We start from the raw sequence: 21,338 nt of genomic DNA, 5'->3' as shown, positions 1-21,338 counted from the left end.
AACTGGAGGGGAGTCGGGCTCTCACCCTCCTAGGGTGAGAGCCCGACTCCCGTGGCCCGCCGAGGGTTACCCTCGGGCCAAGAGGGTTGCAGAGCGAGAGATGAGGGCACACCATGTCGGAGTTCAATTCAGACTTTCGAGGCAGGATCGAGCTTGACGTCCGCGACTCCGAGCCGGATTGGTCTCCCTATGAGCTGCAGAAGGCGCCCGACGGTGCCCCGAACGTGCTCGTGGTTCTTTATGACGACACAGGGCTGGCGTCCTGGTCACCGTACGGCGGACGTATCAACATGCCGACCATGGATCGGCTCGCGAACGCGGGACTCACCTACACCCAGTGGCACACGACGTCACTTTGCTCGCCGACTCGGTCGACCCTGCTGACGGGCCGCAACCATCATGTGAATCGGGCCGGGGTGATCATGGAGGGTACGAACGGTTTTCCCGGGTTTGCCGGTCGCCTTCCGGCGGAGTGCGCCACAGTGGGGCAGGTTCTTCAGCAGAACGGGTACTCGACTTTCTGGGTCGGGAAGAACCACAATGTCCCGGAGGAGGACAACGCCCCCGGCGGCAACCGCTCGATGTGGCCCCTCCAGCTCGGCTTCGACCGCTTCTACGGCTTCCTCGGCGGTGAGACCAACAACTGGTACCCGGATCTCGTCGAGGACAATCATTTCATCGAGGCGCCCGCGACGCCGGAAGAGGGCTACCATCTCTCCAAGGACCTCGCGGATCAGGCGCTGAAGATGATCCGCAACCAGCAGGCGTCGAACCCTTCGAAGCCCTGGTACATGTGGTACTGCCCGGGTGCGAACCACGCGCCGCACCACGCCCCGCAGGAGTACATCGATAAGTACAAGGGAGCCTTCGACGACGGCTACGATGCGTACCGCGAATGGGTTCTGGGGCGCATGATCGAGAAGGGCATTCTGCCGGAGGGAACGGCGATGACGCCGATGAACCCCCTGCCGGACGACGTGTCGAACCCGGCCGATTACGTGCGACCGTGGGACACGCTCAATGACGACGAGAAGCGCCTGTTCGCCCGGTTCGCTGAGGTGTTCGCCGGTTTCTCGGAGTACACCGACGCGCAGGTCGGCCGGATCATCGACTACCTCGAGGAGACCGGGCAGCTCGACAACACCCTCATCTTCTACTGCGCGGACAACGGCGCCTCCGGGGAGGGGTCGCCAGACGGTTCCGTGAACGAGAACAAGTTCTTCAACGGGTACCCCGACGATCTAGCGGAGAACCTCGCGATGATCGATCGCCTCGGCTCGGCAGACACCTACAATCACTATCCGACGGGGTGGGCGACCGCATTCTCGACGCCGTTCCAGATGTTCAAGCGGTACTCGCAGTACGCCGGCGGCACGTGCGATCCGATGGTCATCCACTGGCCCAAGGGAATCCAAGCCAAGGGGGAGATCCGCCACCAGTACCACCACTCGGTCGACATCGTCGCCACCGTGCTCGATGTCGTTGGGGTCGAGATGCCGGAGTCGTTCCGCGGTGTGCAGCAGCACCCGCTTGACGGAGTGTCGATGAAGTACAGCTTCGACGCGGCCCCGGGCGACCCGACCGAGAAGAAGACGCAGTACTACGCGATGCTCGGCACCCGCGGCATCTGGAAAGACGGCTGGAAGGCTGCGGCCGTGCACGCACCGCTCACGGGCAAGGGCAATTTCGATGCCGATGTGTGGGAGCTCTACAACGTCGAGGAGGATCGTTCCGAGTCGAACGACCTCGCCGCGAGCCATCCCGAGAAGTTGAAGGAGCTGATCGCGGCATGGTTCGAGGAGGCGGACGCGAACTTCGCCCTCCCCCTTGACGACCGTTCCGCACGGGAGCAGCTCACGGTGGAGCGTCCGCAGGCGGAGACGCCGCGCGAGCGCTACATCTACTACCCAGGTACCGCAGCGGTGCCGGAGAGCGTGGCCGCCAACGTGCGGGGCCGCTCGTACAAGATCCTGGCGGATGTCATCCTCGAAGAAGGGGCCCAGGGCGTCCTCTTCGCGCACGGCTCGAGGTTCGGCGGGCACTCGCTGTTCATCAAGGACAACCGACTCACCTATGTGTACAACTTCCTCGGCATCCCGCCGGAGCAGACCTTCACGTCGGAGGAGTTGACCCCGGGACCGCACACTCTGGGCGTCGAGTTTATCCGCGAGGGCGCCGGCGAGCACGGTGAATCGATCGGGATCGCGAAGCTGTACGTCGATGATCAGATGGTCGCCTCGGGAGACATGCGCGCGCAGATCGGCAAATTCACCCTATGTGGAGACGGCCTTTGCATCGGCTGGGACAGTGCGGATCCGGTGAGCAGGCAGTACGGCAACCCGTTCCCGTTCACGGGAGGCAGGCTGCTAGGGGTCGCCGTTGACGTGAGCGGCGAGCAGTATCTCGACCTGGAGCTCGAGGCGGCGGCCATGCTGTCTCGCGAGTAGGGCTGGCGCTTTTTACTCGGTCGCGTGCACCAGACCGTTCTCGACGGTCGCGTGCACGCGACCGCCGGCGACCAGTGACTGATACCACTCAGTCTTCGCGGCGATAGCGGATGCGCGTTCCGGCAGCGCGGCCAGATGTAGCTGGACGCCCATGGCTGCCAGCTCGCGATCAAGATCGGCGAGGGCTTCGAGCACGGTCATGGTGACGATCTGCAGACGCTGGGCATCGAGGACGAGCGCACGGATCGGGATAGGGCGGCTGGCCGCGATCGCGATGATCGCGCGCTCGTTCGCGAGTGCATTCGCCGTATAGAGGCCGTAGACGGTTCGGACCGCGAGCGTCGGCCCGCGTTCGCCGACGATCTCGAGCTGCGGGATGTTGATCTCGCGGAGGACGAGGATGAGGGTGATCGCGACGCCGGCTGCGACCGCCGCGAGCAGTCCGACGGTCAGGCCGATTACGGCGACGACGAGCGCGATCCAGAAGTCGATCGGGCTGATGCGCGCCCAGCGGATGAGCTCTGGGATGTCAATCAGACTCACGACGGCGACGAAGACCATCGCCGCGAGAATGGCCTGGGGGAGCAGCGAGACGATCGGACCGAGGAACAAAGCGGTCAGCAGCGCGAGAGCGACCGTCACCAGGGTGGCGAGTTGCGTGCGAGCACCGGCGCTCTGATTGACGGCGCTCTGCGAGAAGCCCCCGGCTGCGGGCAGCACGGTGAAGAAGGTTCCCGCGAGGTTCGCCGCCGCCACGGCGATCAGCTCCTGGTCGGCATCGATCGGGGGCTCAGAGGTACGTCGGATGCCGCGGGCCACCGCGGCGGTCTCGAGGAACACCATCACGGCGATAGCGAGAGCGCCGGGGACGAGGGCGCCAACTTGCGTGAGATCCGGCAATCCAGGGGTCGGCAGCCCGGACGGCACCGGGTCGATCAGCGCCACACCGGCCTGGTCGAGGTTCGCGAGCCAGACGAGAAGGATGCCGAGCACGACGACCACGAGGGTCCCCGGAATCTTCGGCGCGAAGCGCTTGAGCAGCACGATGACGAGGACGGAACCCGCAGAGAGGGCCACCGTCGGCCAGCTGACGCTGTCGAACGCTGCGATCGCGGCGAGCAGGGAGCGGAAGAACCCTTCGCCGGAGGCGTTGGAGGTCTCACCGAGGAGTTTGGGCAGCTGGCCCACGGCGACCGTACCGCCGACGCCGATCTTCACGCCCAGCACCGTCGCCGCGCTGATGTTCTCGACCAGCGAGCCGAGTCGTAGCAGCCGCGCGACCAGCAGGATCAGACCGACCAGCATCGCCAGAGTCAGCACTGCCCCCTCAGGGTCCTCTGCGCCGGCGGTGGCGGTCGCCGTGACGAGGGTGGTGGCGGTGAGGGTCGCGATCGTCGACGTCGTCGAGACGCTCATGGCGCGAGAGCCGCCGAGCAGAGCGTAGACGAGCATCGGGATGATGCAGGTGTAGAGCCCGACCTGCACCGGAAGGTTCGCGATCGTCGCGTAGGCCATCGCCTGCGGAACCACAACTGCTCCGGCGGTGAGGCCGGCGATGATGTCCGACGACAGCCACTCGCGTCGGTATCCGGCGAGGCTGGGCAGTATCCAGCGTCTACTCACCCGTGCCGGGGGAGCTGTCATATCGACTCGGACCGCGGCTGCGGGGAGTCGGGGAAGACGGTCTCCCAGTCGTCGCGCACGCTCACCAGCGTGTAGCCGTTGTCCGCGACCGCAGCGAGTGCCTGCTCCGCCCCGGCATCGTATGGCGCGTCGTCGCGCGCGTCGTCATCGTGGTGGACCAGGAGGGCGAAGCCCGGGCGGGGCCCGCGGCGGGCGAAGTCCAGCATCGGCATGTCCCCGTTGGAGTTCCCCGCTGCGAACAGCGGGCGCCGGCCGATTCGGCTCCAGATTCGCACCGGCTTCTCGGGGCCGTCGTCGAAGAAGGCCAGTGACGGTGCGTAGCGGACGACCGCGCTCTCGGCGTCATAGCTGAGTCCGAACGCTGAACCGATCACGCGTTCGGGTGGGATGCCGTAGTTGGACTGCGTCATCGGCCGCATGAAGTCGCGCTCTCCGCCGGAGACGATGTAGCACGTGAATCCGTGCTGTTCCAGGTAGCGGAGCAGTTCCACCATCGGCTGGTACACAGCCTCCGCATATGGTCGCCCGGTGATCGGGTGCTTCGCTGTTCCGAAGAATGCTGCGACGGAGTGCGCATAGCTCTCCACGCTCACCCCGTCTGTCAGCCCGCCGAGCGCCTGAAGGATGATGTTCAGGTCGGAATCGTCGCCGGCGTAGTGCTTGTCGATCGCGGAGCCGAGCCAGCCCAGGTCGCCGCTCACGGCGGCGCGATACGGCTGGCGGTGCGCCAGTTCCGGATCCAGTTCGGCGGCGGCCCGCCACTGCTCCACGACGTAGTGCAGCTGGGTGGGCATCGGCTTCTCCGCCCACAGGGTGCCGTCGTTGTCGAAGACCGCGATGCGCTCATCGACAGGCACGGCGTCCGCTCCCTCTGTGACGGAGGTAACGAATTCCTCGATCGCCGAGCGGGTGGACGTGTCCCGCCATGACCGGAGTGCGCCGGCGTCGATCATCTGGGTCTCCTTAATCGCGGGACATCGCCGCGGCGAAGTGGGCTTCAAGGTCGATGTAGGCGTCGTCGGCGATGTCGAAGACGACATTCGCGAACTTCTTGCGATCGGCCATGGCGCCGACCTTCCTGAAGCGTGTTAAGACCATGCTGGCCTTCGAACACTGCGGCGATGCCCGGGACTCACCCGAAGCGGGTGAGCCGCGGGCATCGATCCTTTGGGTGATTGCGGGGGCCGACGCAGGCCGAGGCGGTGGCTGCCGCCGGATCCAGAGCACCGGTCGTCCCGGGGGATCTCGACGGTGTCGCGCGGTCGCGCTGGTGACGCCCGTTCAGAAGGAACCGATGCCCTTGCCGAGCATCACCACGCCGATGACGAGGAGCAGCACAGCCATGACGGTCGCGTTGTTGTGGACCAGCGAGGTGCGAAGGCCCTCCAGTGGGCCCGTCATCCGCTGCGCTGCCATGAGGTAGGCAATCACGGGGGCGGCTACCGTCGATGCCGCGATCACCGTGTAGACGGCGATCACGATAGTGGTGTCGCCGACCGTCAGCTCTGCGGATCCGATCGTCACGCCGGCGCCGACCCCCATCAGCAGGTTCTTCGGGTTGAGAGCGGACAGGGCGAAGCCGAGCAGGAGTCCGCGGCCGGCTGTCATGGAGTCGATGGCCGTCATCCACTTCGGCAACGGCGGTTCGTCGGCGCCATGCGGACGGGACCCCCACTGCTTGACGGCAAGGAGGAGAAGGAGCGCCCCCAGCATAATCTTGATGACACCGGAGATGGGCTTTGATGCGTCTTCGTCCTCCTCGGGGATCAGCGACGACACGAACGTGAAGACGACGACAGCGACCACGACGCCGAGCACCCAGCCTAGGAGGAAGCCGACGCTCGTCCCGCGGGCGTTGGGCGACAACAGCATGAGGATCGCCGCGATGATCGGGATCGGACTGACAGCGATGCCGAGTGCGAGGGGGAGGATCTCCCCGATGACGGGACCCATGGTGTGCTCTCTCTCCGAGGGCCCTCCGCGGTGAGGTCATCGACACCGCTTCCAGCCCGCTCTGACCCACACGCTAACCGCGGGCGCTTCGAGGATTGGAGCGCGGTCACCCCGCACGGGCGACCGTTCGCCCGACGCGGGAAGACCGGGACGCTACGCTGAGCGGCATGACGAGCACGCGCGACATGGTCCGCATCCCCGGCGGCAGGTTCCTGATGGGGTCGGATGAGTTCTACCCGGATGAGCGTCCGGTGCACGAGCGCGAGGTCGCGACCTTTTTCATCGACAGGTACGAGGTCACGAACGGGCAGTACGCCGAGTTCGTTGACGAGACCGGGTACGTCACCGTCGCCGAGCGCGCGCTCGATCCTGCTGCGTTTCCCGGCGCCGACCCCGCAGACCTCGTCCCCGGTTCCATGGTGTTCACACCGACACCCGGCCCGACCGATTTGCGCAACTGGCGTAATTGGTGGCGCTGGCAGCCGGGAGCGTACTGGCGGCGGCCCGACGGGCCGGACTCGTCGATCGACGACCGGCTGCAGCATCCCGCCGTCCACATCGCGTACGAGGATGCGGTGGCCTATGCCGACTGGGCAGGGATGCGGCTGCCCACCGAAGCCGAGCACGAGTATGCCGCCCGAGGGGGAGTGGACGGTGCCCCCTTCGCCTGGGGCGACGAAACATACCCGGGGGGCGTCGCGCAGGCGAACTCATGGCTCGGACGCTTTCCGTATGACAATCAGGGCGTCGGCGGCACGGCACCGGTCGGCTCGTATGCTCCGAACGGTTACGGCCTGTACGACATGATCGCCAACGTCTGGGAATGGACGAGCGACTTCTACACGCCGCGCCATGTGCGGCTCTCCGACGCACCCGTCGACCCCGGCAAGCGGATGAATCTCCTCGCGGCCGCGAGCGCGCAGGAAGGTTTTCCCGGCATCCCGCGCCGCGTGCTCAAGGGTGGATCTCACCTCTGCTCACCGGATTACTGCCTGCGGTTCCGGCCTGCCGCGCGTTCGCCCCAGGCCGAGGACACCGGCATGTCGCACATCGGTTTCCGCCTCACCCGTTCCGAGTGAGGGGTCCCTGGGATTTCTTGCGGGCGGCTGATTGGCTGAGCCAGGCGGGCAGGCGCTCGCTTACCAGTTCGACGAAGGAGCTCCCATGGCTACAAAGCCCAACATCCTTATCATCTGGGGCGATGACATCGGCATCTCGAATCTGAGCACGTACTCCGACGGGCTCATGGGCTACCGAACGCCCAACATCGACCGCATCGCCGATGAAGGTGTCAAGTTCACCGACTACTACGGCGAGCAGAGCTGCACAGCCGGGCGTGCGGCGTTCATCACCGGCCAGAACCCGTACCGCACCGGTCTGACGAAAGTCGGGATGCCAGGGGCGAAGCTCGGCCTGCAGCCCGAGGATCCCACGATCGCGGATGCTCTTAAGCACCACGGCTACGCCACCGGTCAGTTCGGCAAGAACCACCTGGGCGACCGGGATGAGCACCTGCCCACCGCGCATGGTTTCGACGAATTCTTCGGGAACCTCTATCACCTGAATGCCGAGGAGGAGCCGGAGCACCCCGACTACCCGACCGATGAGGAGTTCCCGGGGTTCAGCGAGAAGTTCCGTCCGCGCGGAGTGATCCACTCCTGGGCGAACGACGACGGTACTCAGCGCATCGAAGACACCGGTCCGCTGACCAAGAAGCGCATGGAGACCGTCGATGAGGAGTTCCGCGACGCCGCGGCCGACTTCATCCGTCAGCAGGCCGACGACGACACCCCGTTCTTCGTGTGGTTCAACTCCACGCACATGCACTTCCGCACCCACACCAAGGAAGAGAGCAAAGGGCGGGCCGGACGCTGGCAGTCCGAGTACCACGACACGATGCTCGACCATGACGATGTGGTGGGCAGCCTGCTCGACCTGCTCGACGAGCTCGGTCTCGCCGAGAACACGATCGTCATGTACTCGACCGACAACGGCCCCCACATGAACAGCTGGCCCGACGCAGGCATGACGCCGTTCCGCAACGAGAAGAACTCCAACTGGGAAGGCGCCTACCGCGTGCCGGCGATGGTGCGCTGGCCAGGACACATCCCCGCTGGCACGACGCTCAACGGCATCGTCAGCCACAACGACTGGTTCGTGACGCTGCTGGCGGCGGCCGGGGATACGGATGTCGCCGACCGCCTCCGATCCGGCACGGAGCTGCACGGTACCGACTTCAAGGTGCATCTGGACGGGCACAATCAGCTCGATTACATCACCGGAGAAGTCGAGCACAGCCCGAGGCGACACTTCTTCTACGTCTCGGACGACGGCGACCTCACGGCGCTCCGTTTCGAGAACTGGAAGCTGGTGTTCCTCGAGCAGCGCGCGGTCGGCACGCTCCAGGTGTGGCAGGAGCCGTACATCGAGCTGCGCTTCCCGAAGCTCTTCAACCTGCGCACCGACCCGTACGAGCGGGCCGACATCACATCGAACACGTATTGGGACTGGGTGCTCGACCACGTGTTCCTGTTCGTCCCGGCGCAGGCGTATGTGGGTCGCATGCTCAGCACTCTCGTCGAGTTCCCTGCTCGTCAGGAGTCCGCCTCGTTCACGATCAACCAGGTCATGGCGAAGCTGGAGTCGACAGTCGGAAGCTCCTGAGTCCCTTCAGTCCATTAGCGCGGAGCCCGGGTTCTTCGAGAACCCGGGCTCCGCTTTCGCGCCAGCGAGTCGATGTCACGCAACTGGACGATGCCAGTCACCCCCGAAGGGTGAGGGACACGTCACGACCGCGGGGAGCTTTCCTATGCTCGCTGTATCGCGCACGTTCAGGGGGTACTCGATATGAAGCGACGACGTCGGCTTCTGGCCGGAATCACCGTCATCGTACTGACGCTCGCCTCCCTTGTCTTCGGCACTGCCCCGGCATTCGCTGTCGCGGCGTTCTCGATCCAAAAGACCGCCGTTGAGGCTGGCCCGTTCGGGCCCGGGGACACGGTGACCTACCAGATCACCGTCAACTGCTCATCGGTGAACGATCCAGGTTGCTTGAACACCGTTCTCAGCGACGAACTGCCGGAACCCCTCCTGTTCGCGCCGGGCACGAACCCCGTCACGGTGCAGATCAACCCGCCCGCCGGTCAGCCGGCCGGTGACTATGACCTTCAAGTGGACACAGAAGGAAACAGCTTCACCCTCACCCCCGGACTCGATCTCGCGGCAGACCCTGTGGTCTGGCCTGCGGGGTACAGCATGACCGTGACAGTCAACGCGATAGTGGATCCAGCAACAGACGGCACCTGGGACGGTGCCACGGTGACGAACACGGCAACGGCGGTCGCGGACAACGCGCCGGCGACGCCCGCCAGTGCCGACGTCGTGCTCGACGTCGATACGACGCTCGAGTCGAGCATCGACAAGACGGTCGCGCCGACCAGCACCCTGCCTGCGGTCGCCGGTGAGGCGGTCGATTGGACGATCACCCCGGGGAACGCGTCGAACCAGAACGTCGACACGATCGTCGTTCAAGACCCGATCGTGCCGCCGGGGGACTTCGACGGATACCTCGATGTGACGGGCTACGACATCACGCCGCCCGAGGGGACGGAGACCACGACGACTGAGTACTTCGTCGATGGGGCATGGACGACGACAGCGCCGGATCCCATCAGCGAATCCGAAGGCATCAGGGTGACCTTCACCGGCACCTTCGCGCCCGGAGCAACCGGGGAGGTCGTCGTCAACACGGTCACGAACGACACCGTCACCTCGATTCCGGATCAGACCGAGGCGACCGTCGAGAACGATGCGTCGTCGAGAGTCGTCCGAGACGGAGAATCCAGCGACCCCACAACCGACACGGCTGCGGTCGTGATCGCCCAGCGTCTCCCTGACGTCTCGATCGAGAAGTCGTTCACCGACAGCAGTCTCGTCAGCGGTCAGAGCTCCACCGCCAGCATCGTCGCCACCGTAGGATCCCAGAACGTGCAGACGCTCACCGTCACGGAGCCGACCGAGGGCACCGCGACGTTCCCCGAGCAGGGAGTGCAGTTCGACGGATTCGGGGACGGTCTCGAGTGGCCGGTCGCCGCGACCTCTGCGGAGATCACCTATCAGTACAGCGACTGCGCAGACAGCACGGCGTCGACTACCACGCCCGACACGCTCCCCGATCCCACCGACGGCTGCACGGTCGACGGATTCACGATCATGTACTCGGCCGAGGGCGACGGCATCGTCTCGGGCGCGTACGCGGCGATCCCCATGGACATCACGGCGCTGCCGACCGAAGAACCGGTGTCGAGCACCAACACGGTCGACACCGCCGTCGTGAACACCGGCGGTCAGACCGGCATCGACGACGCTGTCGCACCCTTCACGATCGACCCCCTCACACTCGACACCTCTGTGACGAAGTCCATCACCCCCGCCACCGTCTGGGGGGTGCCGGGAACGGACGCCGACATCACCCTGTCGGGCAACGTCACCCCCGACTCGACGGCCGGGTCCGAGCGACTCGTCATCTCGGACCCGCAGTTCCCACAGGTCGAAACCGCCTTCTGGGATTCCTTCACCGCCACGGAGATCACCGACACGGACATCCCGGCCTGCACCACTCTCACCGTTCGCTACTGGCAGGAACCCGCGGGGCCGTGGACCGACTTCCCGGGTGCGACCGAGGTCCCTGGCCCGGAGACCCTGTGGTCGTACGAGATCCCGACGGAGCTGCAGGACGACATTGGCGGCATCCAGCTCGAGTACCTCCCCCTCGACGATGTCGACTGCCCTGACCTGCTCGCTCCCGGATTCACCGTGGCCGCGCACATCGGCGTCGACGTGACCGAAGCGGTCGATGAGCCGCAGACCTTCACGAATACCGCGCAGTCACTCGTCGACAACCCGGATGCCGGTGGAGAGAAGACCGACGACGCCGCCGATCAGGTCGACGTGCTGCCCATCGATGGCGGCGACGGACCGGACTTCCTCGACAAGCAGTGGCTGCAGGACGACGTCCCGGCACTGTCGGCGGAGGAGCGGACGGCGCGTCTGCTGTGGTCGACCCAGGGGCTCGACCTCACCAGCATGACCCTCACCGACATCTCTGAAGAGGCCGACCCCACTGACACCGCGGCGTCAGTCTATGACGCGTGGAACCTCGCCGCGATCGACCCGATCACGGCGGCGACCGATCCGCTCATCACGGGCGACATCATCTCGGAGGTGTCGCTGTATCTGGACGGGACGGGATGGACCGACATCACAGACGCGGCCTGCGCCGAAGGGTGCGAAGGCGAGTTCGGAGGCTACACGCTGAGCGAGGAACAGAGCGCCGACGCTCTCGCGGTGCGGATCGTGATCTCGGAGGGGACAGACGGGCAAGGAGTCGGGTCGTCCTACGATCGACGTCCCGTGGACCTGGAGTTCCAGCTGCGCGACACACTGCGCAGCGACCCCTCTCAGGCGGTGCTGGGCAACTTCCACGACTACACCTACAACACGGGCGAGCCCGGTCTCGTCGACAATGAGGCCAGCGCGCACGGTGCCAACGAGACCACCGGCGTCGACAGCGTCGACGGCGCGAACGACACGATCCTGATCATCGATCAGCCCATCAACGCCACGCTCACCAAGACCTTCGATCAAGACCAACTGGGTCTGCCCTCCCAGGACCCGCCAGCGGACCCGGCCGACTACCCGCTGATCAGCGCGACCCTCGTGGCGACGAACATCTCGGCCGCGCGGGTGTCGGGCATGGTGATCGAGGACCCGACCGCGGGCGAAGCGCTCGCGGACACCGTGTTCGACACCCTCGACCTGCACGACATCGACGCCATCGAGCGTCCGGCCGGCATCTCCGAGGACGAGACGACGGTCACCCTGACGCGTGGCGCGACCTCGACGGAGTACTCCTACACCGAAGCCGTCGACGAGCTGGATGCGACGGATCTCGCCGACGTCACGGGGATCTCCGTCGCGTTCCGCTCGGCGGACGGGACCCCGGCGATCCCCGCGAACGGAACCGGCAGCGTCTTGCTGACCTGGCAGTTGCGTGTCGTGCTGAGGTCGGACCCCGCGCAACCGGTCACCGTGACCCCTGCTGGCGAATCAATCGTCAACGACGCCCAGGTGCAGCTCGAAAGCCCCGTCCTCGACGGCTGTGCCGACAATCAGTGCGGAACGGGCATCGCAGATGCCGCTGACGAGTTCGCCATCGTCGCCGCGAGCTACTCGATCGAGACCAGCAAGACGATCACGCCCGAATCCGTCTACGAGGACGAATCGACCACCTACGTCACCGAACTAGGCGGTCGCCCCAACGGCACCGCGCGCACCACCTTCTTCGAGCTCACGGACAGCACGCCGACCTTCTGGAACACGATGGACTTCGCCGAAGCGGAGATCGCCGTGCCTGCCCCGGTGAACGAAGTCGCCATGGACGTGCTCGTCGACGACGACGCGGGTCGAGACATCGAGTACGCCGAGGTCGCGGGTGCCCTGGTCGCGACATGCAACGGCACACCCGTGACCGACGCCGTGCCGTGCTGGGTGACCGGCGACTGGGTCGCGTCACCGGCCCCGTCCACCGTGCAGCTCGACCCGCCAGCAGGCATCGATGCCGAGACGATCGTCGGCGTGCGCTTCAATGCACGTCAGGTCGACGCGGACGGCGTCGTCCAGCAGTGGGAGCGTCCGTTCAACCCGCAGCTCACGTTCTCGCTGACCACCGAGCGACGCGAGTTCCTGCGCAGCGACCCCGATGTCCTCGTCTCGACCACGCGGCCCGATCTCGAGCCCAATCCGGGCGAGACCGAGCTGGGTGTCATCAGCGACGACGTGCAGTCCTTCAGCACAGCACAGTTCGGCCCGGATCAGGTCTTCGAGCAGCAGGGCGAGGCGGTCGACTCCACCATCGTGCTGCATCGCCCGAACACGGTCGAGGTCACCAAGACGCGTGGCTCGTCTGCTCTCGTCAGCGCATCCGGCACGATCCCCTACGTCATCACCGCCACGAACACCGGGCAGTGGGACATGACCGGCTTCGAGATCGTCGACCAGATCGAGACGGATGTCGAAGGCTCGCTCCTCGTCGAGCCCACCCCGCCGGCGTACACCTTCGTGCTCAGCGGATCGGGCGCCCCGGCCGACGATCCCGGCTTCAGCGCCACGCTGGATGAGACCACCGGAACTCTCACGATCTCTGCGCCCGACGACTTCGTCTTCGAGGCCGGCTGGACCCTGACGGTCAACGCGCCGCTGCGGTTCCGCAATGATCTCACCCCCGACACGACCGTCAGCAACACGGTCACCGTCACGTCAGATCGTCTGTTCGAGACCTGCCAGGGCACGACGGTGGTCGACGGTGCCGATCTCACGCCCAAGGGCCCGGAGTCGAACACCGCGAGCTGCTCCGCCGACACCGAGGTCACTCCGCTGGCCAGCGCGACGATCTCGGCGAAGAAGTACGTCAAGGGAGCGGCTGCAGGAGACCCGGCCACCGGTGACGACGACCTCGGTGTGCTCAACGTAAGCGGTGACGCGGCGGCCTGCGATTCGACGCAGCCCGGCGTGGTCGACAACGGCTACTACTCGTTCCCGTGCGCTCCCGTCACCCGCCCGGGTGGGGAGGCGTCCTGGCGGGTCGACTTCACCAACAACGGCAACACCAGCGCCAGGGTTGTCGCGGCCGTCGACACCCTGCCGGTGGTCGGAGATCAGGGCGTCATCGTCGCTGCGGACCGCGGCTCTCAGTTCCCGGTGACGCTGTCGGGAACGCTCTCGGCCAACTTCGACTCCCTGCAGGACAGCGCCTACGCCTCATACGGTGTGTACCTCTCGCCGGTCCAACTCAGCCAGTCCTGCAACGACAACGCGATCAAGGTGTTCACGGAGGATGCAGCGGCGGACCCGGCCTGTGATTTCCAATGGACGCTGGCGAGCGACACCACATCGGCCGAGACGCTGGCGGCCGCTCGCAGCATCCTGCTCGTGCTCGAGTACGACAACCCCGACGTGCTCTCGCCTGCTCCGGGTCTGCGCCCGGGAGAGACGCTGCGACTCGTCTATGAGACCCAGACGCCGTTCGTGCTCCCCGCAGCCTCCGCCGTGCCCTCGGGACTTCCTGTCGCGTACAACTCGTTCGCGACGGCATCCCGCTCGAACGCCACCGTCTCGCAGCCCGAGCGGGCCTCGCTCGTGGTCGAGCCTCAGAAGGTGGGCGTCGCTGCAGCGACGGGCCAACTGCTCCTCGCCAAAGACGTGCAGGCGCCTGAGTTCGCCACGGACATCGACCTGCCGGCGAGCTATCCGCTTCTGGTCACCTGCACATCGGGCGGTGAAGACGTGACGTTGCTGCGTGCTGACGGCAGTGATGCGAGTCGACCCTCGGCCGACGGCACCGTGCTGCAGTACAACAGCGAGACCGGGCCAGTCAACCTGCCGCTCTTCTCCACCTGCACCGTCACCGAGGATCCGCTGATCCCCGGGGTGACGGTGACGGTGGATCCCGAAGACGGCGTGACAGCTGATCGGGACTGGAGCGAGGAACCGTCGATCTGGGATCCCTACAGCGGCGAACCCGAGCAATCGGCGATCACCGTGACCAACGAGTACGAGGTCGGCGGCTTCTCCGTCACGAAGAGCGTCGACAACGGCGGCGCGTCCGACGAGAACGGCGACCCCGTCGTCTACACCCGCACATATTCGTTCGAGGCGAGCTGCACCTACCTCGACCAGGAGGCGATCCCCGCTGCCGATCTGGAGTTCACCCTTCAGGATGGCGAGACCCGCACCTTCTCCGACCTGCCGGCCGGATCGGAGTGCGAGGTGACAGAGACCGACGACGGTGGTGCGGCACAGACCACCATCGTGCTCACGGAAGACGGAGAGGCGGGCGACGAGGAGGTCACCGACGAGGCGTCGTTCACGGTTCTTCCGTATGCGGAGGGATCTGCCGTGCTAACCGCTGTCGCCGTCGAGAACTCGTTCACCACCGGGGCGGTCGAGGTCACCAAATCCGTCGCGGGAGCCGGGGGAGACCTTTGGGGCGATGCGACCTTCACCGTCGAGATGGTGTGCACGCTCGAGGGCGTGAGCCCGAATCCCGTGTACGTGAACTCGGCGACGCTCAGTCGAGACGACCCCACCTGGCTGGTCGAGGATCTTCCGACCGGTGCCGAGTGCACGGTGACGGAGACCGAGGACGGCGGCGCGAACTCGAGCACGGGTCCGGTCACGGTCGTCGTCGGTGATGACCCGGCGACGCCGGTCGACGCAGACATCACGAACATGTTCACAGTCGGCGCGCTCGAAGTGCAGAAGCAGTTGGAGGGCATGCCGGCGGCAGAGCTCGAGCCTGCGACGCAGGACGAGTACGAGATCAGCCTCACCTGCACACGAGACGTCAACGGCGTCGCAACGGACGTCGCGATCCCCGGCGGCCCGACCCGGACCATCGTCGGTGCTGGCAGCGCCCTCTATCAGGGGCTTCCGTCCGGAGCAGCCTGCACGGTCTCGGAGTCCGATGCAGGACACGCGACGACGACCACGATCAGCCCCGCGCAGCCGGTCATCATCGGCGAAGGGGTGACACCGGTAGAGGTGTCGATCACGAACGAGTTCGAGAACGGTTCGCTGTCGATCGAGAAGATCGTGAACGCCCCCGAGGGCTTCCCTGTGCCGACCGAGTACACAGCGACGGTGACCTGCGACTGGTTCGGCGCCGACGTGCCTCTGGCCGATGACGGTGTCGTCACGCTCGTGCCCGGGGCACCCGTCGTCATCCCCGACGTCCCTGTCGGCTCGGTGTGCGCCGTCGCAGAGGATGACGCCGGCCAGACGTCGACCGTCGTGTCTCCTGACCCGATCACCGTGTCGCAGGCAGACCAGGTGGTCGCGGTGACCGTGGAGAACTCCTACAAATGGGCGGCGCTCGAAGTCGGCAAGATCGTCGAATCCGATAGCCCCTTCGTGCCCACCGGTTTCGAGTTCGATGTCGTGTGTACCTTCGGCGGAGACGTCGTGGTGGACGACACGTTCACGCTCGACGCCGGGGAGAGCGAAGTGATCTCGCCGATCCCCGCGCGATCGGAATGCACCGTCACCGAGACCGACGACCGGGGTGCTGACGAGACGATCACCGCGGCCGCGGTCGACGGGGCCGACGGAGAACTCGCACCGCAGATCGACCAGGCGACCCGGACGGTGGTGATCCCCGAGCTGCAGCCCGGAACCGAGACGAGCGTCAACACAATCACCTACACGAACCTGTACGACGCCACAGCGCTGCTTCTCGTGAAGGAATTCGACGGCGGCGGAGCCGAGCAGTTCGGGTACGACGAGACCTTCACGTTCACCGTCGTCTGTCGTCTCGCCGGCGAGACCGTGCTCTCGGCCTCGGTGGAGCTGAGCGCGGAGAACGGCTGGACCTCGCCGATCACCGACGTGGTCCCCGGATCCGAGTGCACCGTCACCGAAGACCAGCTCAACGGGGCGGACGCCGTCGTGATCGAGCCCAACGACGGCGAGAACACCTCGGTCGGGATCGGCGTCGTGCCCGTGACCGGCGGCCTCGTCACGGTGACCGCGACGAACTGGTACCTCAGCGGCTCACTCGAGGTGACCAAGACCTTCGCGGGCGATGGAGCGGCGAAGTTCGGCACCGGCGCATACGAGCTGCGCCTCACCTGCGTCCGTGACGGCGAGATCGTGAACATTCCCGACGGGGGAGTGCGCATCGTGAGCGCCGATTCGCCGACGGCTCTGTGGGAGGCACTCCCGAGCACATCCGAATGCCGCCTGACCGAGGTGGACGACGGCGGAGCCAGTTCGAGCGAGATACTGAACTCCGCGGGAGAAGTCGTCGCCGGCGACGGTGAGAGCTACTCCTTCACGGTGCAGACGGATCCTTCTATCCTGAGCGTGGAGGACCAGCCGCAACCGGGACTCGAGGTGCGGAACACCTTCGACCTCGCGCAGGTCGCGGTATCGAAGTCGGTCGATGACGGCGGCGCGGTCGCGCAGGATGGCGAACCCGTCGCATACGGGCCGTTCGAAGTCACCCTCGAATGCGTCTGGGATGAGCAGCAGGTCGAGGCACTCGAGCCCATGACCCGCACGATCGCCAACGGTGAGTCGCTCACGTGGACAGAACTCCCGCAGGGCGCCGACTGCGCGGTCTCGGAGACGGACACGGCCGGTGCCGAGTACACGACCCTCGTCGTCACAGAGGGCGGCGAGACAGGGGAGACCACCACGGGAACGACGGCGGAGCTCGGACCGCTTCCTGACGCGGATGCGCCTGAGCAGACGTCCGTGGCGATCACCAACGTTTTCTCCACCGGGGCTCTCAGCATCGCGAAGATCGTCGACGGCTCGGGCGCAGCCGGGGTGTCACGGGTCTTTCCAGTGCGGGTGACCTGCGTGCTCGTCGACCCATCGCATCCCGAACCGGGTCTGATCGTTCACGACGCGACGTACGAGATCGGAGGACCGAATCGATCGACCGCTCACATCGACGGACTGCCGTCGGGGAGCGAATGCCTCGTCACCGAGACCGATACCGGCGGAGCGACGGACACCACGGTGACGGTCGGCGGCCAGGAAGTGCCTGGAGCCTCCACGAGCGTCACGATCACGGCGCAGACAACCGGCATCGTGATCACCAACACGTTCATCGTGCCGCTTCCCTCGACCGGCATCGACGATCGGGCGGTGTCGCTGGCGATCGGAGTGGGAGTCGCCGTCCTGGCGTTGGGACTTCTGCTCCTAGTCGGGGCTAGACGGCGCCGGCGTGAATCGTACCCGTCCAGTGCGCGTCAGCCATGACAGATGAACAGCGTCCTGCGGTTCTCGTAGCTCGGGCGACGTGATCGATGGGTTCCGCCATCTTCGCGCGGCTGCTCGAGCGCAGGGATCCTGTCGTCGCTGCAGTCGTGCGTACCGCTCGCGAGGCGTGTCGCCCGTCGGTCAGGGTGCAGGCTGCGGGTGTTCGTGTTCAGCCTCGAGCGGCGCGGCGAAGGCACCAACAACTGAGTGATGCGACCGGCTCGTCTTTGTGCGCCCGCCGCGCCTCCCGGACGGCGACACTCACCTGTGAGCGGTGATCGATGAGGCGATGAAGTACCTCGGCGCGGTCGGCGTTGCCTCGCTTGGCACACGGCCCTATCTCGGCAAGAAGCACACGCTGTAACGCGCGCAGACTCTCAGTTATCGGAACGTCACCCCGTCCTCACCAACCCCTCTGGCCACATCCGCGCACGCCCGAGCGAGAGAGAATCGCCTGCCCCTCTGCAAAGCAGTTTTCGCCCCGGCGGAATCGCCGGACAAGCGAGATCTACCGGACCATGGTGCTCACCGTCTCTACGCTGCAGCACGTCGCAGTTCGCAGGAGGAATGTCACACCCGCGACGTGCTCTCGAGAATGGGCGGAACGCGAGTGTTCCGCCTGCACACGCTGACGCGGTGATCTTGTTCGGCGACCGGCAAGCGATCGCCGAGCAGGATCACCGGCCGCGCGGAGTTGCAGGGTCAGCGCGTGCGCAGGTCGTGGATGAGTTCTTTCTCATCATCCTCCGACAGCGACGTCTGCACGACGGTTCCGTTGTATGGCGCGAGCCCCTCTGCGAACTTGTCTTCGGTGAGCTTGGTCGCGTAGATGACGATTGCCGACTTCCCTGCGGTGACGGTCGACTTCACCCGGTCCCTGAACTCCGCGTCGAGACCCGTCTTGTCCAGACCTGCGAACAGCGCGCCAAAGAGTCCTCCGAAGATCAGCCCGGCGAAAGGGACAAAGAACAGAATGCCAATCAGTGCGCCGAAAAGGGCACCACTGGCGGCGCCGACGCCGACTTTCCCGGTAGTGCCCGGGTACTCGACCTTGGTCTTGCCTTCCCCGTCGACTTTCACCAAGGCGAGGCCGGAGAGTTCGACGACGAGATCGTTCTGTAATTCCTGCACGCGGTTGTAGGCTGCTTCGGCGTCAGGTTCGGAGTCGTAAGCGATGACGATCAGATCTGCCATGGGAATCCTGCTTTCTGTCGGTTTCAGAGCGGGCGGGATGTCTCGCCCGAAGCTGTTGCGATCGAGCGAGACACCCCGTGTGGCACCGTTTTGCCCGCCGGTGTCACTCTCGGTTCCGGATGAGCGCCCCCCGGCGTCGCCCGGCAGACTCAGCATCCTCCCCAGACTCGTCCCGCACCTATCGATCTCACCCTCGAAGGGTGAAGCATCGAGTCCCAATCGGCGTAACCGACTTGTCGGGCACCAAGCCCTTAACGGTCGGTGTTGTCGCCCCTGAATGTTCACGCCAGAAACGATGGACTCGGGGATCGAGGCGACTCATCTGTCGCGAAGGCTCCTGCTCGGCGAGCAACCCGCCTTCGTCGCCGCCCGAAAGGCAACGCCGACACCCCAACTGTGGATCCGCTCGAGCTCGTCAGAGACCGATCGCGATCATGCCGCGGGCGAACCGTCGGCGCGGGTACGTCCAAGGAAGTCGGATCGGAGGTGATAGGCGGTGACGACCCGCCCGTGCTTATTACCCCGCTGGCGCGCCTTCGCTTAGTCGGTCACTCTTCAATCGTCACATCTCCGTCGGTGCGTGACTGGACTCCCTCCAAGAGCGCCGGATCCGATTCCAGTCGCTCAAGCGCCCGGCTCGCCACGGTCTCTGCGGCGAGATCTACTCGCCGGAGGAACTCAAGCGTCTCTTCTGTTGTGAACGTTCTGCCTCCGCGTTCGGCAAGGGCCACAGTATGAAGCGCCTCCATGCCCTCTCGTACTTCCTGCAGGCGTTCGAGACGCGCCTGGTCTTCTGAGCCTGTCACGGTGTCTCCATTCAGGTTTACGTCGCTGAGGGGCGGAGTTCTTCGCATTGCTTCCGTGCCGCAGGTAAGGCACTGCGCCGTCCGAGATCGCGACGGCCGGATACGAACGCCCTGGCAGCGAGCGCGGTCAGCAGCGCGCACGCGAACCTGAGCCAGCTGAGGAATTCTCCTTTGATCATCGGTATGACCCCAGCCACGAAGCGTAGGGCTCCGCCGACGACGATGATCGTCCAAAGGATCTGTGGGGCAGCGAGGGGCTCTCGGCGGTCGACTATCACGCCACCGGCTCCAGCGGAGTCGGTGCCTTCGGCGTCAGCATTGCCACTAGGTGTCGGCTCACTCACGACGTTCGCTCGAGTCTTCGAGTTCGGCGCTGCTCGCCGCGGAAGGCTGTCAAGTCTCACTGAGATTGTTGATCGCCGTGACAATCGGTTTCGTATCTCGCTTGAGGAGCAACCACTGCGCCGGGGTGATTTGGTTGAGCGCAGGGCTCCGACTCGTCATGAATGCGTACACCCGCTCCGTCGACCAGGATCCTGGAAGCGCCCTCCCTACCTGCGCGACGCCCTGGAGCACGCCGCAGGATCGGTCAAACTGCCACACGGGGTAACGCCGTTTCCGATTTACCAAGAAGTAGTAGAGAGTACCGTTCTGGGCGCGTCGCCGGACCTGACGTGCACCGATCATGAGGAAGTCAGCGGTTTCGTCGTCGCTCCAAGAATCGATGACGGCCTCGAGTCGTAGCCGGTACTCGGGACGAAGCCGGAGTACCGGTTCAGCCGGCGAAACGGTTGGAGTAGCCCTTACGTTGCTGGTTGTGCTCGTCGCAGAAGCCGGCGTCTTTGCCGATATGAACAGATCGCCTTCGGTCTCCAGCACCAGTTCGATCATCGTGCGGAGGATTGCGTCGACAAGTTTCCAATCACGCCCGGAATCTGCTGCCGCTTGCACGAGCCGTCTGAACGCCTCGAGAACTGAATCGAGCTCCTCCTGCGTGACTGCGTCGTGATCACCAGGAGTGCTCTCTCCCTTACGGCGCGAGGAGGGCTCACGCTCCTGTGGGTCGCTATTCACTCTCCACCTCCAAAGTCTCGAGAAACTCGGCGATCTGGTGTGGATCACTCCCACGCATCAACCAGTCGGCGGGAGAGACTGAGGCGCCATCGTCCGCGAGTTCGCGGCGCGGAGTCATCATGAATGAGTTGATCGTGGCCGGCGACCAATCCTTCGGAATGGCGGGGGCGACGATGTCGATTCCCGGTACGACAGCGAATCGTGGTCGCCCCGCGAACTGCCAGGACGGGTACCGCCACTCCGAGTCGCACTCGACAACGTGCAGATAGCCGCGGCGAGTGAGTCGACGCAACGACGTTGGCGCGACGCGCAGGAGAGCGCGGGCTTCCACCGAGCTCAGGGAGTGCTCCGACGCTTCGGTCTCCGTGGGCGATCTCGCACCACCTAACGCGTT

Annotated in this window: 10 protein-coding genes; 4 read left to right on the top strand and 6 right to left on the bottom strand. The window is 65.6% G+C overall.

Features of this window, described 5'->3' with window-relative positions; genetic code table 11:
* The first annotated feature begins 113 nt into the window (after positions 1-113).
* Positions 114-2,447 carry an arylsulfatase gene (locus tag RTM68_RS01215; RefSeq protein WP_312167573.1) on the top strand — a complete coding sequence of 778 codons (2,334 nt, stop codon included), beginning with the start codon at positions 114-116 and terminating at the stop codon, positions 2,445-2,447.
* A 12-nt stretch (positions 2,448-2,459) separates the two neighbouring features.
* Here the strand turns inward: RTM68_RS01215 and RTM68_RS01210 are convergent, their stop codons facing one another.
* The 3 genes from RTM68_RS01210 to RTM68_RS01200 form a co-directional block, all read right to left on the bottom strand.
* Positions 2,460-4,070 (bottom strand): SulP family inorganic anion transporter, encoded by a 1,611-nt coding sequence (locus RTM68_RS01210; protein WP_312167571.1) that lies wholly within the window; start codon positions 4,068-4,070, stop codon positions 2,460-2,462.
* Positions 4,071-4,087: 17 nt separating this feature from the next.
* A complete protein-coding gene (locus RTM68_RS01205) occupies positions 4,088-5,044 on the bottom strand; it encodes an HAD family hydrolase (protein ID WP_312167569.1) in 957 nt (318 codons plus the stop codon).
* A 328-nt stretch (positions 5,045-5,372) separates the two neighbouring features.
* The gene (locus RTM68_RS01200) at positions 5,373-6,044 is read right to left on the bottom strand and encodes a GAP family protein (protein WP_312167568.1); all 672 of its coding nucleotides are present in this window, start codon (positions 6,042-6,044) and stop codon (positions 5,373-5,375) included.
* Positions 6,045-6,229: 185 nt separating this feature from the next.
* On the opposite strand from RTM68_RS01200, the gene RTM68_RS01195 reads away from it, so the two are divergent.
* The 3 genes from RTM68_RS01195 (at position 6,230) to RTM68_RS01185 (ending at position 17,870) form a co-directional block, all read left to right on the top strand.
* Positions 6,230-7,123 (top strand): formylglycine-generating enzyme family protein, encoded by an 894-nt coding sequence (locus RTM68_RS01195; RefSeq protein WP_312167704.1) that lies wholly within the window; start codon positions 6,230-6,232, stop codon positions 7,121-7,123.
* 85 nt (positions 7,124-7,208) lie between these two features.
* A complete protein-coding gene (locus tag RTM68_RS01190) occupies positions 7,209-8,708 on the top strand; it encodes an arylsulfatase (protein WP_312167566.1) in 1,500 nt (499 codons plus the stop codon).
* Positions 8,709-8,891: 183 nt separating this feature from the next.
* On the top strand, positions 8,892-17,870 hold the full coding sequence (locus RTM68_RS01185) for a DUF5979 domain-containing protein (RefSeq protein WP_312167565.1): 8,979 nt from the start codon (positions 8,892-8,894) through the stop codon (positions 17,868-17,870).
* A 702-nt stretch (positions 17,871-18,572) separates the two neighbouring features.
* Here the strand turns inward: RTM68_RS01185 and RTM68_RS01180 are convergent.
* The 3 genes from RTM68_RS01180 to RTM68_RS01170 form a co-directional block, all read right to left on the bottom strand.
* The gene (locus tag RTM68_RS01180; RefSeq protein WP_312167564.1) at positions 18,573-19,064 is read right to left on the bottom strand and encodes a DUF1269 domain-containing protein; all 492 of its coding nucleotides are present in this window, start codon (positions 19,062-19,064) and stop codon (positions 18,573-18,575) included.
* Positions 19,065-19,612: 548 nt separating this feature from the next.
* Positions 19,613-19,870 carry a hypothetical protein gene (locus RTM68_RS01175; protein ID WP_312167562.1) on the bottom strand — a complete coding sequence of 86 codons (258 nt, stop codon included), beginning with the start codon at positions 19,868-19,870 and terminating at the stop codon, positions 19,613-19,615.
* A 393-nt stretch (positions 19,871-20,263) separates the two neighbouring features.
* Positions 20,264-20,761 (bottom strand): hypothetical protein, encoded by a 498-nt coding sequence (locus tag RTM68_RS01170; protein ID WP_312167560.1) that lies wholly within the window; start codon positions 20,759-20,761, stop codon positions 20,264-20,266.
* Between the last annotated feature and the right edge of the window lie 577 nt (positions 20,762-21,338).

Source organism: Microbacterium sp. (genome assembly GCF_031988965.1).
Taxonomy (GTDB): domain Bacteria; phylum Actinomycetota; class Actinomycetes; order Actinomycetales; family Microbacteriaceae; genus Microbacterium.
Note: the sequence above shows the minus strand (reverse complement) of the source record. Positions and strands in the feature narration are given on the sequence as shown.

Coding starts and splice junctions, on each gene's coding strand:
- RTM68_RS01190 (WP_312167566.1), top strand. CDS start 7,209: ATGGCTACAAAGCCCAACATCCTTATCATCTGGGGCGATGACATCGGC.
- RTM68_RS01205 (WP_312167569.1), bottom strand. CDS start 5,044: ATGATCGACGCCGGCGCACTCCGGTCATGGCGGGACACGTCCACCCGC.
- RTM68_RS01170 (WP_312167560.1), bottom strand. CDS start 20,761: ATGATCGAACTGGTGCTGGAGACCGAAGGCGATCTGTTCATATCGGCA.
- RTM68_RS01195 (WP_312167704.1), top strand. CDS start 6,230: ATGGTCCGCATCCCCGGCGGCAGGTTCCTGATGGGGTCGGATGAGTTC.
- RTM68_RS01200 (WP_312167568.1), bottom strand. CDS start 6,044: ATGGGTCCCGTCATCGGGGAGATCCTCCCCCTCGCACTCGGCATCGCT.
- RTM68_RS01185 (WP_312167565.1), top strand. CDS start 8,892: ATGAAGCGACGACGTCGGCTTCTGGCCGGAATCACCGTCATCGTACTG.
- RTM68_RS01215 (WP_312167573.1), top strand. CDS start 114: ATGTCGGAGTTCAATTCAGACTTTCGAGGCAGGATCGAGCTTGACGTC.
- RTM68_RS01180 (WP_312167564.1), bottom strand. CDS start 19,064: ATGGCAGATCTGATCGTCATCGCTTACGACTCCGAACCTGACGCCGAA.